The organism is uncultured Campylobacter sp., from assembly GCF_937997595.1.
Lineage (GTDB): Bacteria > Campylobacterota > Campylobacteria > Campylobacterales > Campylobacteraceae > Campylobacter_B.
On the sequence record NZ_CALKTS010000288.1, the window covers coordinates 1 to 12,992 of the forward strand.

The 12,992-nt window shown below is 45.2% G+C and carries 11 protein-coding genes and 1 pseudogene; 5 read left to right on the forward strand and 7 right to left on the reverse strand.

What is annotated here, in order from left to right; genetic code table 11:
* The 6 genes and pseudogenes from Q0614_RS09655 to Q0614_RS09675 all read right to left on the reverse strand — a co-directional run.
* Positions 1 to 2,221: hypothetical protein (locus Q0614_RS09655; RefSeq protein WP_298788340.1), on the reverse strand; the 2,221-nt coding region annotated here is incomplete at its 3' end.
* Positions 2,222 to 2,812: 591 nt separating this feature from the next.
* Complete coding sequence (raiA, locus tag Q0614_RS09660; RefSeq protein WP_297882144.1) at positions 2,813 to 3,355, reverse strand: ribosome-associated translation inhibitor RaiA; 543 nt, start codon at positions 3,353 to 3,355, stop codon at positions 2,813 to 2,815.
* 15 nt (positions 3,356 to 3,370) lie between these two features.
* Positions 3,371 to 3,904 (reverse strand): hypothetical protein, encoded by a 534-nt coding sequence (locus Q0614_RS09665; protein WP_297994703.1) that lies wholly within the window; start codon positions 3,902 to 3,904, stop codon positions 3,371 to 3,373.
* On the reverse strand, positions 3,904 to 4,509 hold the full coding sequence (locus Q0614_RS09670; RefSeq protein WP_298788343.1) for a hypothetical protein: 606 nt from the start codon (positions 4,507 to 4,509) through the stop codon (positions 3,904 to 3,906). The genes Q0614_RS09665 and Q0614_RS09670 overlap by 1 nt, the downstream gene beginning before the upstream one ends.
* A gap of 390 nt (positions 4,510 to 4,899) precedes the next feature.
* Positions 4,900 to 4,965: pseudogene (locus Q0614_RS12590) on the reverse strand (prepilin-type N-terminal cleavage/methylation domain-containing protein); the annotation flags it as partial.
* Between the two features lie 9 nt (positions 4,966 to 4,974).
* Positions 4,975 to 5,730: a type II secretion system protein gene (locus Q0614_RS09675; protein WP_298788346.1), complete on the reverse strand. Its 756-nt coding sequence runs from the start codon at positions 5,728 to 5,730 to the stop codon at positions 4,975 to 4,977.
* Positions 5,731 to 5,982: 252 nt separating this feature from the next.
* Here Q0614_RS09675 and bamD point away from each other — a divergent pair, with 252 nt between their 5' ends.
* The 5 genes from bamD (at position 5,983) to Q0614_RS09700 (ending at position 12,128) form a co-directional block, all read left to right on the forward strand.
* The gene (gene bamD / locus Q0614_RS09680; RefSeq protein ID WP_291939567.1) at positions 5,983 to 6,630 is read left to right on the forward strand and encodes an outer membrane protein assembly factor BamD; all 648 of its coding nucleotides are present in this window, start codon (positions 5,983 to 5,985) and stop codon (positions 6,628 to 6,630) included.
* A gap of 8 nt (positions 6,631 to 6,638) precedes the next feature.
* Positions 6,639 to 9,140 carry an endopeptidase La gene (gene lon / locus Q0614_RS09685; protein WP_298788348.1) on the forward strand — a complete coding sequence of 834 codons (2,502 nt, stop codon included), beginning with the start codon at positions 6,639 to 6,641 and terminating at the stop codon, positions 9,138 to 9,140.
* A 288-nt stretch (positions 9,141 to 9,428) separates the two neighbouring features.
* Entirely contained in the window at positions 9,429 to 10,070 is a 642-nt protein-coding gene (locus tag Q0614_RS09690; RefSeq protein ID WP_298788350.1) for a hypothetical protein, read from the forward strand.
* A 722-nt stretch (positions 10,071 to 10,792) separates the two neighbouring features.
* Positions 10,793 to 11,692 carry a DMT family transporter gene (locus Q0614_RS09695; protein ID WP_298788351.1) on the forward strand — a complete coding sequence of 300 codons (900 nt, stop codon included), beginning with the start codon at positions 10,793 to 10,795 and terminating at the stop codon, positions 11,690 to 11,692.
* Between the two features lie 13 nt (positions 11,693 to 11,705).
* Positions 11,706 to 12,128 carry a Sua5/YciO/YrdC/YwlC family protein gene (locus Q0614_RS09700; protein ID WP_298788352.1) on the forward strand — a complete coding sequence of 141 codons (423 nt, stop codon included), beginning with the start codon at positions 11,706 to 11,708 and terminating at the stop codon, positions 12,126 to 12,128.
* Positions 12,129 to 12,645: 517 nt separating this feature from the next.
* On the opposite strand, the gene Q0614_RS09705 is transcribed toward Q0614_RS09700, so the two are convergent.
* Entirely contained in the window at positions 12,646 to 12,921 is a 276-nt protein-coding gene (locus tag Q0614_RS09705; protein ID WP_298788353.1) for a hypothetical protein, read from the reverse strand.
* Positions 12,922 to 12,992: the final 71 nt, after the last annotated feature.

Consider the following 12,992-nt stretch of genomic DNA (forward strand, 5'->3'; position numbering starts at 1 on the left):
GCTGACCGCCGCCTATATCTAAGCTCATCTTATAACTTAGTGTCACGGCAGGAGCCTGCAATATGGTTGCGCCCGTATTGACGGTGGCGTTAAACTCACCATACGCCGCTTTACCTGGCTGCATTAATCCGCCTACAAGTACAGGACTACCGCCCGGTGTTGAAGAAGGAGTTAAGTCTCCCGCGCCTTGACCTATATAAAATTTCAATATATTACCGTCAAGCGCAGTAAACTGCCTATCGTTATAGATAGGATCCGTGACATTTGGGGTGCCGCCATTTATGACATCTTTCATCGTCTTATATGCACCCTTTTGACCATCGCGTAGATAGACCAGCTTCTCTGCAGCCGCCGCAGGTATGGTATCCGTAGTGGTATTGATAGGATCATTTACGACTAGCTCGTTATTTATAGTAGCGCTATCTTTGGTATAGGTAGCGCCGGCTTGACCAAAGTCGATCGATACTACCGCACCTGCTGCATCTTCGCTATCGCCGCCATTCAATCTATTTTCAAATTTCATTCTATAATAGATATTTTCACCCGCAACTACCGGGTTTTTGATCTGCTCAGGAGGTTCATGTAGTTTTTTTACATCCTCTTCGCTTCTTCGGTTACCATCATTATCAAAGAATTTAACCCAGTTAGAGGCGTTATAGACTTCATACTGATAGCACATTTGAGGGACATACAAATCGGCGGAAATAGCAATCATACTTATGAAGTTTTGATCGGCTTGACCTCCGTTGAGATCTTCATACGCCGCACCCAAAGAGATGTTTAGACTAGATTGCGCATTCTTCATCTTTGAACCGATATCGAATTCGTCCAGATCAAATCCACCTAAATAACCAGTGCCGTATGGATAGCTATACTTATAGGTGCCGTTATCATTTATAAGTAAAGCGACAGAGCCGTCGTATATATTAGCGCGATCGTTAGCTAACCGTTGATTAACCACACCGGATCCGTATAGCGAATCCATTTGTGCGGTTCCTTTGTGTTGAACTTTAAAATACTCGTCGGAGGTCATTTTTCTCTCGCCACCAAACCCTAAAAACCCTAGCTTTGCACTTACGGACCCACTTCTAGGTGTATAAAATCCATTGATGGTAGCGTTAATGTTTATAGGCGTATATCCATTATCCCAAGGGGTGAGGACAAAATAATCGCCGTAAATAGTTACGTTTTTTGGTTTAAAATATTTATTTTTATATTCTACGGCCTCTTTATAAGTCATTTTTTGACCCGTTACGCTATCGTTAGATTGTAAATTATCTAGCAAAGCCCTTCTGGACGGGGCGGTTTTATCATATACTACGATTATTCCCCATCCGCCGTACGGCCCAAGACGAACGCTGTTGAACTCTCCATTGGTAAAATCTGCACCGCTTTGATCCTCACCATCACTCGTTTTTACGTTTCCTACAGTAAATTCAATGCTGTCGGAATAATCTTTAAAATATTGCTTGACTAGATCGGTAATATCTTTAGTGCAGCCATATTTTAAACGCAAACGTAAGGGCTTGCGAGATTTTGCCAAAAAGTTCCAAGCAGCCGTTCCTTCGCATCTATCTCTATAAACATCTTCTATTATGCTAGCTTTACCTTTCGAGCTTTTCATTTTAAATTTCACCCGTGTATACCCCTTAGCAAAACCGGTCAATTTTTTTCCGTCTTTGCTTTTGTATTCTGCTTCGCTGTCAAAATCAGTCGTGCTGAATATATTTCCCTGCCAATAAAGTCTCGCATAGACTATATCGTTTTTAGTCACGCCCTTAGGAAGCCTCAAAACAGCTTTTGAACTATTCAAATAAAACTGTCCGTCGCCGTCATCTTTAATGTATGTGCCTTTTGCTCCCCACATGTAATCACGGCCTAGAGCAGAAGGCCAGCTTAAACTAATCACCGGCTTTCCGGTCACGGCGTAGTCTCCAAAGACGTATGTGCCCGCACCGCCGAATCTAACTATCGGCTTTTGGTTTAATTCGTCAGACCGATTTTTTATAGTGGTGAAATTATACAAACCCTGATTTCCGTTCCAATCCCAACCACTTCTGCCTTTCTTTCCGTCCAGCACGCCATCGTCACGATACTCGTTGCTTATTGGGGTAGCAGGATTTATCTTCACGTTCGACCTAACATCATCTGCGAATACTCCCGTCGCGAAACAAAACAACAGCGCTAAAATGGGCGCAAAGCTAAAACTCTTAACTTTCATGATACTACCCTCCGGTCAATAACATAATTTTTGACTATTATTTTACATTTTTTTTGCTTAAATTACAGTGCAATTTGAAAGATTTATAATTAAAATTTAATTTATTTCAAATGGGACGACAAATAACGACAACGCGATGAAAACTTAACGATGAAAAAATTTCATAAAATATAAAAAATGCGGAAATTTATCAAAAATTTCAGCAAATTTTAAAATTCAAAAGCTCTGTTACGATTTGATGTTGAAATAAATTTTACATCCGCTACGAAAAGCCGGCTCGCTTACGGCGAGTTGAGCGCGATTTTTTGCTCACGCAACTTCACCCACATTCGCTTTACGGCTTCACTGCTCGTAGATAATTCTCGCAACAAGGCTTGTCACAACTAAAAATCGGGCGGTATTACTCTGTAAAAATTCCTAGTGCAGCGAATTAAAGACATCGCAATTTAGACTTTGCAAAAACATGACCAGCTATTTTTCCAAAGTTCATCGGCGCTATGTTATAACAGAGACGATTTAAAAAAGCACCCGATCCGAATTTCATCAGAACTCGAGCGCTTGAAATTTCAAATACCCGAATATGAAATTTAGCTAAAACAGACCGAATTTACCGTCCTTGCGCTTATAAAGCACGCGCATTTTAGCATCCATATCGTTAAAGACCAAGAACTGATCGGTGCTTTCTTTAAGCTTATTTAGCGCCTCATCGATCTCTAGCGGCTTATATAGATCCAGCTCGGTAGGAACGATCTCATCAACTTCATCGTTTAAATTTGGCTTATTGGCACCGACCGCATTATCTACGGCGTTTTGCTTCATTTCGTCGCGATTTTTGTGAGAATTTACCTTATCGTGGTATCTGCGTAGAACTTTTGAAGCACGATCTACGATGAGATCGACGGCAGCGTAGAGATCTTTATCTTTTTGACGCACAACGATAGTGTCTTGATGCGCTAAATTTAGTGAGAAATCCACCACGAAGCCCTTTTTGCCTTGCTTCTCGTCAGCAGAAATTACACAACGCCCCGAGATGATGTCGAGATTATATTTTTCTAGCGTCTCAAATGCGTTTTCTACATAATTTTTAATAGCTTCTGTTAGCTCAAACTGCTTACCTACGATATTTAAATTCATCGCCTCTCCTTTACATTATGGTTTTTGAATAGTGCGCCTATGATACGTAATCTGCGGCCTCCCCATAACCGCTACGTTAGATTTTACTACTACATCTACGAGTGCGGCATGACTTAAAATTTTACCTACGCTGCCATTTGCAAGTGTTTCGGACGAGCCTTGCCCAAAATTACTATAAGCGACGGTATGATTGCCGGGCGCACCCAGCTGTGTATCGAAATATCCGAATGTCACGGTGATATCAAACATCTTTTGAGCTGGATCATTTGACGGATACACAAGAGTAATCGTATTTAGTGTAGGATTAGTCGCAGCTGTAGCGTTCTTCTCCTTAAGCTCAGTAGTTAGATACTGGTGCTTTTGCATAGCAAGGACTGCTAACTCCGTAGCGCTCTGAGCTAGTAGTAGCGCCTGCTCTCTGCCTTGAATATTATTGACATCGCGAGCCGTCATAGACGCGATAGATAGTGCCGTAATCGCCGTAGTCGCTACAATGATGATAAAAAATATGGCTGCTACTAGAGCGAAGCCCTTTTGCATAGTTTTCATTAGTACACCACCTGTGCTTTACAAACGTTTAGATCCAACTCTGCGGGATCGAAATTTCTGCCGTCGTCTCTCATACATAGCTTAAGCGCAACGGCACCGTTATCATCCTTAAATTTAAACAAGCTCACATCCTCGGCTAGTAGCGAGCTACTAGCAGTGTCATATGAGTGCGCATCATCTGCAACAGTGCTCCATGGACGATAGTTATATTTCAAGAGTAGATTAAAATTCTTACTTAATACTTTACCTGCATTATTTTTCATATATGTTACGACTTGATCTGGAACAATCGCGTAGGCACTATGAGCTATATAGTATTGCTCGGAGAATTCCTGTGATTTATCGTTGTTCGGGTTCAACGGATATTGATTTATAGTGATAGTCTCACCTTCCATACTACCGCTACCCGCAGCACTAGGAGTGCCTACGGCGATCAGCACGCGATTGCTACCGTTCACGTCGACCTTTCTATCGTAGCCAAAGCCTATACCTACGCTAGTAGGTGAAGCATCATTCGTGACGACCCTAAAGATAACGGCAACTTGAGTATTAGTGGACGATTTACCGTATTCCGTAGCTCTTAAATTTCCAACTATATTAGCCACTTGGGGGAAATCGCTACCTAGGGATACCATATTGAATGTAGCTCTCGTATTTCCAATGTAGCCTGCATCTTCTGTACCTGTTTTCCATTTGTCATCTCGGAGTTGAGACATCGACATAAAGCCACTCCAACCCGGAGTTCTCTTATTTATATTTCTCGTCTCTACGCTTTGTCCGATCCACTCTAATATATCGTATTTTGGATCATCTAAAGCGCTAATTGGCACAAATTGGTTTGAGCTAAGTTCTCTGCCTATAGTAGAGCTTTTTATTCTATCTTCCAAGCGATTTGTTATTAGCATCATTGCATTTTGTGTTCTAGCTTCCAGCTGATTTACTGCACGTACATGCACATAGGATTTATATATCTTTGTGTATAGATCAGCGCCAAACATCGAGATGATGCCTAGCACTACGATAACAAATACAAGCTCTATAAGGGTGAAACCTCTTTTCATCTCGCGCTCCTATCGGGAATATCGTCTAGTGACGGCTGTCTGAACGCCGACGCCGATATTGGATAGAAACGCTTTTAAAACTACTGATTTGGCAGTACCATCTTTAGCTACGGCATCGTTTAGATCCGTGGCGGCAACCCTAACCATCTTTATATTGGTAGGGGAGCCATTGGCTGGTTGATCACTAAGGGTTCCGTTTATATCGGTACCTTTAGCATAATCTTCCGCAGTAAAAGGCTCTACTACATAATCTACATCGACATTAATCCTAGTATTAAGGATAAAATCACCCTTGCTACTAGAGCCCACCAAATCACCAACCGTTATATCCGTCGTGAACTGGTCGAAATCGTCGATATCGTTATAACGACCGCCACCGAAAGAAATTCTATTATCTCCTTTGCCGAATTGCCCTTTCGTAGCCGGAGCTTGAGTGCTGACCTCGCGCTTACTAGCTTCATCTAAAATTCCCGGTCTAGCTTCCATAGTGCTATTATCCGGTAACTTTATCGACGGATTTACCGATAAAATTCTTTTCATGCAGCCGGTATCGCCTCCGCAGCTAGCATCTCCTGCATATGCACTATCCCACTGCGCTTTAGATATACGAGACATAAAAGCTTTAGCATTATATACGAGCTCCTCTTTGATCGCAAGGGCATTTAGCTCGGTCGTCTGCGCGACGATACGCGGGATCGCCATCGTCGTGATCGCCAAAATCACGATAGTAAAGATCAGCTCAATTAGAGTAAAACCTTTTTTCATCTTACATCCTTTCTTTAAAATTTTGAAATTACGGAAACGCAAACTTACTCTGCGTTATCGGCGCTAATTATACTATTGTTAAACTTAAATTTAGAATTTATCGCGTAAATTTTTTTGGTTTACAAAGATTTTTAAGCCCGAACGCACAAAAATTTTAAAGAAATTCCATTTTTAAATTTGAACGCGGAATTTAAGCTTGCATTTACTCAAAGACTATAAAATTACGAGCTAAATAAATTCCAAGGATTTTTTATGACAAATCTAAGTAAAATTCTATCCGCTCTCCTATTTATCGCGTTTATCGGCGGCTGCAGTGGTAAAGGCGACGGCGAGCTTTTTAACCTAAGCCCCGAGGCATGGTATTCTAAAATTTTAGAAGATATTAACAACGCAAATATGGAGGATGCCGAGAAGCACTACACTAGCTTTTCTAGCGAGCATATCGCTTCGCCTCTGCTTGAGGAGATGACGCTCATTATGGCGTGGGCTTTTGTGGAGGATGAAAACTACGAGAAAGCAAACAAATACCTAGACGAATACATCCGCCTCTACGGCACGACGCAAAAGATCGAATACGCGAGATTTCTAAAAATTAGAGCAAATTTCGACTCCTTTAGCCGCCCAAATCGCAACCAAAAGCTAATGCTAAACAGCATCGACGAAATTCGAAAATTTATAGCTGAATACCCGCAGAGCGAGTATCGTCCGCTACTTGAGACGATGCTAACAAAGCTCAGACTTGCCGAGCATCAGCTAAATATCGACATCAAAGACCTTTACCAGCGCACTGACCGCGAAAGTTCTGCCAAAATTTACGAGCAGCGCATCGAAGAATCCCCGCTAAACGGCACCGACGTAATCAAACCGCGCTCGCCTTGGTATCGCGCGATTTTCGAGTAGGAGGAGCGATGCAACTGATGCAAAATACAACCTTCCCTAGCGATCTGCCTATCATCGTCGAGGACGAGCTATTTTTATATCCATTTATGATAGCGCCTCTTTTCATCGGCGACGAGCATAACAAAAAAGCCCTCGATCTAGCCGCCAAAAACGAATCTATGATAATGGTCGTAAGCTCAAAGTCGGAATTTAGCGGCGATAGAAGCTTCGGCGGTATCTATAACGCAGGCGTAGTGGGCTCCGTGATGAGAACCGTGCCGCTTCCTGACGGTCGGGTTAAAATTTTATTCCAAGGCGCGCTAAAAGGCAAAATCGTAAAAGAAATTTCGCAAGATCCGCTGGTCGCTACCGTCGATATCATCCACGACGAGCGCGGCAACGATCAGAAATTAGACGCGCTAGTAAGCGTGCTAAAGGAAAAAACCAAGACGCTTAGCACGCTCACGCATTTTTTCCCGAACGATCTACTTAAAACCATCGACGACGGCACCGACGCCGCGCGCGTCTGCGATCTCATTTTAAGCGCACTGCGGTTAAAAAAGCAGGTAGCCTACTCGTTTTTTACCGAGAGCAACTTGCAAAAGCGCCTTTTCAACCTCATCAACTACATCTCCGACGAGATCGAAGCGCAGAGGCTCGAAAAGGAGATCAAAAGCAAAGTTCACTCCAAGATCGACAAGACGAACAAAGAGTATTTTTTAAAAGAGCAGCTCAAACAGATCCAAAAGGAGCTCGGCGGCGATGCCGATCGCGACGTCGAGATCGAGGAATACCGCAAAAAGCTGGAAGCCAAAAAGCCCTATTTAGGCGAGGATGCTTATAAAGAGATCAAAAAGCAGATCGATAAATTTGCCCGCCTCCATCCGGACAGCGCCGATGCCGGGCTAGTGCAGAGCTATCTGGACTGGGTTTTGGAGGTGCCTTTTGAAAAGACCGCCAAACACAAGATGTCTATCGAGGGCGTCACCGCGCAGCTAAATAAAGACCACCACTCCCTAAAAAAGCCCAAGGCGCGCATCGAGGAATATTTCGCGCTAAAGCAGCTTTTAGAGCTTCGCGGCACAAGCGGCAAGAAGAGCAAAGAGGACGGCAAAAACGGTGGCGCAATTCTGTGTTTCTACGGCCCTCCCGGCGTGGGCAAGACGAGCCTTGCAAACTCCATCGCGACCGCGCTTAAGCGCAAACTCATCCGCATCGCTTTGGGCGGGCTCGAGGACGTAAACGAGCTACGCGGACACCGCCGCACCTATATCGGCGCGATGCCCGGCCGTATCGTGCAAGGCCTCATCGAGGCAAATCAGATGAACCCCGTCATCGTGCTTGATGAGATTGATAAAATTTCAAGTTCATACAAGGGCGATCCGACGGCGGTTCTGCTTGAAATTTTAGACCCCGAGCAAAACTCGAGCTTTAGGGATTACTATCTAAATTTCAACATCGATCTTAGCAAGATCATCTTTATCGCCACGGCAAACGACGTATCTCTCATACCAGCACCTCTGCGCGATAGGATGGAGTTTATCGAGCTTAGCTCATACACGCCGCAGGAGAAATTTCAGATCGCCAAAGACTATCTGATCCCTCAGGAGCTGCAGCGCCACGGCTTAAAAGCCGCCGACATAGCGATCAACCCCGCAGCTCTTGCCGAGATCATCGAAGAGTACACGCGCGAAAGCGGCGTGCGAAACCTGCGCCGCCAGATCGCAGCGATCTTCCGCAAGGTCGCGGTTAAAATTTTAAAAGACAAAGAGTTTAAAAAGATCGTCGTGACGACGAAAAATTTAAGCGAATTCCTAAATAAAAAGGTTTTCGAGATCGACGAGGTTGAAAAACGCGATCAAATCGGCATAGTAAACGGGCTTGCGTGGACTGCGGTAGGCGGCGACGTGCTCAAGATCGAAGCGGTCAAGATCAAGGGTAAGGGCGCGATGACGATCACGGGCCAGCTCGGCGACGTGATGAAAGAATCCGCGCAGATCGCCTTTAGCGTCGTGAAGGTGTTAATCGACGAGGGCAAGCTACAAGCGGGGCAAGGCGCGGAGGTGGCAAAAGCCTCACGCGCGGGCAAAAACTCCGCATTGCGCGCAAATGGCGGCGCGTCTAAAAGCTCGGCGGCGCGAAATTTAGGCGCGGAGGAAAATTCCGAAAGCTCGGAGCAGATTTATAATAAATTTGACCTTCACATCCACGTACCCGAGGGCGCGACGCCGAAGGACGGACCGAGCGCGGGCATCACGATGAGCACGGCGATCGCGTCGATTTTAAGCGAGCGCGAGGTACGCGCAGATCTAGCGATGACGGGCGAGATCACGCTAAGCGGCAAGGTGCTGCCGATCGGCGGGCTTAAGGAGAAGCTCATCGCCGCGCACAAAGCCAAAATCGCTGAGGTTTTGATCCCGCGCAAAAACTACGAGCGCGACCTAGCGGAGATCCCGGACGAGGTCAAAAACGATCTGAAAATAACGCCGGTGGATCGGATCGAAGAGGTACTGAAGCTGGCGCTCGTTTAAATTTAAAGCGCCGCTTTAAATTTAGCCGCTTTAGTCGCGCGTTGGAGGTTAAGAGCCTACAGGAGTATCTGGGCGGCGAATGAGGCTAAAACTAAAATCGTCAAATTTAGCCGCCAAATTTGACGTCCATAAATTCAGCCAAATTTAGATGTTAAATTTGCATTCTAAATTTGGCTGAGCGCTACCATAGACTCTGAAATTTTAAAATCCTACCGCAAGGCGCACGGAATTTTAAAACTCTTTAGATTCCCGCTTGCGCCGTTTGCGATCAAAATATAAAGCAAGAAAATGATAAGACTAAAAGCAAGATTAAGATTGGCTGCAAGGAAGCTTGAAATCGCCTTTTTTGTTAGCCTGATCGCTTATATTTTGGCTGCTTTGAGCCTATTTATCGTGCCCGAAGACATCTTGTCCGCTCACGCAGATTTTAGAGATTTTACGGCATTTATGGCGGATTTTTATCCTGCTATAAACGTAGCGCAGACTAAAACCGCCTTTGGCGACGTAGCGTCGTTTCATCTTAGCTATTTGTACTTTTTTATGCTAGTTTGTTTGCTGTTTGCGGGACTTTACGGCGTGGCAAAAGGGGCTACCGGTAGGCTTGAGGAAAACAAAAACAACGCCCAAGCGCTTTCGCAAGGCATTATTTTATTTGCGCTTATCGTATGCTTTTTGATTTTCGGCGGACTGGATGATTTTTACTCTGGTTATAGCATATGGCACTCTTATCGCCCGACGCGAGAGTTCATAGCACAGATGAGGCTAGAATTATTTTCATACTATGAAATGATCGGCTTTGGCATTGCGAATTTTTGCGTGATGATATCGGCATATCTTATTGTGCAGATTTGTAGGCAGCTGCTGGCATTTGTTTCGCTTAGGGCTCGCCAAACGACTGCGTTTTTCGGACGGATTTTCGGACGTCGCTAGCCGACTCGGTAAGGGTTGTTTAAATTTGACCGTACTCGTCGATAAATGAGCGCAAATTTAGCTCAAATTTGACGCGCGAAACGCTAAATTTAAACGGCTAAAACCATAAATTTAAGCCGCGCGGCGTATTTGCTTTAGTTTTATTCTGATAAAATTTGCTTGTAGTAGCGCTCCTTCTTTATTCGGCGAGTTTGTGAGCCGCTCTAGCGCCTCTTTGGCGAGTTTTTCGGGTTCTCTTAAATCCTTTTTGCGCTTAAATTATCTAGCAGCTTTGTTTTTGCCTTCGCCGCGCTTAGGCACAAAAAGTCAAAACATACGTAAATGCGAGCAAAATCTCTGCGCAGGCGAGATAAATGCTAAAAATTTTCGTCGAAATCAGCGCGATATAAAGCGATAAAATACACGCGGGCGCGAACATGGCGAGGCTAAATTTGGGGTCTTGTAAGCAAAGGCGCGTGGCAAATTTAATAAAAGCGTAAAATTTCGCCAAAACGCCCAAAGCGAAGTATCCTACCGCCGCCAAAAACAGTGCGCAAGCGCAGTAAAATATAATCATAAAAGTCGTTTCGCTTAAATTTTCTCCTTTTTCTTTTTAAATTTTAGAGTTTTCGCCGTTTAATTTGGCTTAATCAAATTTAGCTTTACCCTGCTAGCTCTCGCCCAAATTTAACCCCAGCTTAAGCATAAGATTATATACTTTGGCTTTAAATTTAAGGCGGCAAATGAGATCTCAGAGTGAATTTTTCGGTGTTTTCGTCACGCTTCTTGGCGGCGTATTATGGGGATTTAGCAGTGTTTGCGGGCAGTATCTGTTCACGCAAAAGGGCGTCAGCGCCGACTGGCTCGTGCCCTACCGCCTAGGCCTCGCCGGGCTTGCGATGGTAGCGTATTACATCGCTCGCTCGCCGCGCCTAGCCCTCGCTCCGCTAAAAGATCGCGTGCTTTTGCCGCAGCTGCTCATCTACGCGTTTTTTGGGCTTATGATGACACAGTATTCGTACTTTTGCGGTGTCGAGCTCTCAAACGCCGCCGTCGCGACCGTGATCCAGTACTCCGCGCCCGCGCTCATCCTTGCCGTCGTTTGCTTTTTAGAACGACGCGTGCCTAAAAAGGTCGAGCTCATCGCGCTCATTTTCGCGGTGCTGGGCGTCGTGCTGCTCGCTACCCACGGCGATCTTGGCTCGCTCGTTATCAGCGCAGAGGCGCTGGTTTGGTGCCTCATTAGCGCGCTTGGCGTCGTGATCTACAGCCTCATCCCGACTAAGCTAAATCAAAAATACCCCGTCGCGTTAAATTTAGGCTGGGGCATGGTCATCGGCGGCGGCGCGCTTGCGCTTTACACGCGGGTTTGGCAGCTGGGCGGCGTGAGCGACGCAGACGGCTTTGCGGCGCTTGTCGCGGTGGTGATTTTAGGCACGATATGCGCGTTTAGCTTTTACATGACGGGGCTAAAGATAATAGGCGCGAGCAGGGCGAGCATGATCGCGTGCATCGAGCCGGTGAGCGCGGCGGCGTTTGCTTATTTTTGGCTGGGGACGGAGTTCGTGTTTCTTGATTTTGCGGGCTTTACGCTCATTATCTCGTGCATATTTTTGCTGGCTAAAGATAGGAAAAAGGCGTAAATTTGGAGGAGAGATGATCTATTTGGCGCAGACGGATACGACGGCGGGATTTTTGAGTAAGGATTTTCGCGAGATAAACGCACTCAAACGCCGAGCGGCGGACAAACCCTGCCTCATAACGACGGCGAAGCTTAGCGAGCTAAAAAATCTCGCTCGCGTGCCAGCTAAATTTAAAAATTTAGTGCGCCGCGCGAGGAAAACGACCTTTTTATATCCAAACGCCAAAGCCGTGCGTGTCGTAAAAGAGTGCGCCCACGAGGAGTTTTTACGTAAATTTGACTGGCTCTACTCCAGCAGCGCAAATTTAAACGGGCAAAATTTCGATGAAGCCTGGGCGAAAGCGGCGGCGGATCAGGTCGTGGATCAAAATTTCAGCCAAAACGAAAGCTCGAAAATTTATAAAATTTCAAAAATGCGCTTAAAGCGGCTGAGGTAGCGCTGCACTCAAAATTTAAACACGCAAAGAGCGCTCAAAAAAGAGGCGCCACGGGAAGTAACTTTATAAATTTAAACGGCTTTGCAAATTTAAAACTGGATACCTCGCTTCGGCTACCGCATCCTCTGCACAATTTAAAACGGCTTTCTAAATTTAAAATAGCTCTGTAAATTTAACCGAACCGCAAAATCCCGCCGCAAATAAACCGCGCAAATACCGTCTGAAATTTTAAAAAATCACGAAAAGATCACGGCAAACTCGTAGAAAAATTATATAAAAAGCCACAAAATTCTACTGCAGATTGTCGCCGATTTCTATCAGAGCCGCTACGTGCCGATATTTTAATAAAAGCTACGCGGCCTGCTTTAGATTAAAATTTCGCCGCTTCTGCCGATAGTTTTAATTAAAATTTCATCGCCGCGTGAGTAAATTTCGATCAAAATTCTATCATCGCCATTGTATATCAAAAATCCCACCATCGCCGATATTATCGCCTTTCATCGCTACTATTATTGCTTTACCTAGCCGCTATTGCTACTGCCGCCGCAGCAAGCGCCGCAAAGCCCTGCGCGTCGCTCACGCCCTTTAGCTGCCAAAGCTGCGCGTAAAGCGCAAGCGGTCTCCATTGCCGCACCAAGACGACGACCGATCCTCGATAAAATTTCCGCCGCCCGCCGCGTAGCGCATCAAAGCAAACGCCGTAAATTTTAAAATTTAAACCGCCTCTCGCCGCACGGTACCGATAAATTCCGCCGACTAGTCCTTCATTCACGCATAAATCATAAATTTTCATGAATTTAACGCCGTTATTCTTGCTTTATATTAAAATTTCGCTAAAATTACCGCATTAAATTTGAAGCGCAA

Excerpts from the sequence above, each read along its gene's own strand:
- raiA (WP_297882144.1), bottom strand. The coding sequence starts at position 3,355 with ATGAATTTAAATATCGTAGGTAAGCAGTTTGAGCTAACAGAAGCTATT.
- Q0614_RS09665 (WP_297994703.1), bottom strand. The coding sequence starts at position 3,904 with ATGAAAACTATGCAAAAGGGCTTCGCTCTAGTAGCAGCCATATTTTTT.
- Q0614_RS09675 (WP_298788346.1), bottom strand. The coding sequence starts at position 5,730 with ATGAAAAAAGGTTTTACTCTAATTGAGCTGATCTTTACTATCGTGATT.
- bamD (WP_291939567.1), top strand. The coding sequence starts at position 5,983 with ATGACAAATCTAAGTAAAATTCTATCCGCTCTCCTATTTATCGCGTTT.
- lon (WP_298788348.1), top strand. The coding sequence starts at position 6,639 with ATGCAACTGATGCAAAATACAACCTTCCCTAGCGATCTGCCTATCATC.
- Q0614_RS09690 (WP_298788350.1), top strand. The coding sequence starts at position 9,429 with ATGATAAGACTAAAAGCAAGATTAAGATTGGCTGCAAGGAAGCTTGAA.
- Q0614_RS09695 (WP_298788351.1), top strand. The coding sequence starts at position 10,793 with ATGAGATCTCAGAGTGAATTTTTCGGTGTTTTCGTCACGCTTCTTGGC.
- Q0614_RS09700 (WP_298788352.1), top strand. The coding sequence starts at position 11,706 with ATGATCTATTTGGCGCAGACGGATACGACGGCGGGATTTTTGAGTAAG.
- Q0614_RS09705 (WP_298788353.1), bottom strand. The coding sequence starts at position 12,921 with ATGAAAATTTATGATTTATGCGTGAATGAAGGACTAGTCGGCGGAATT.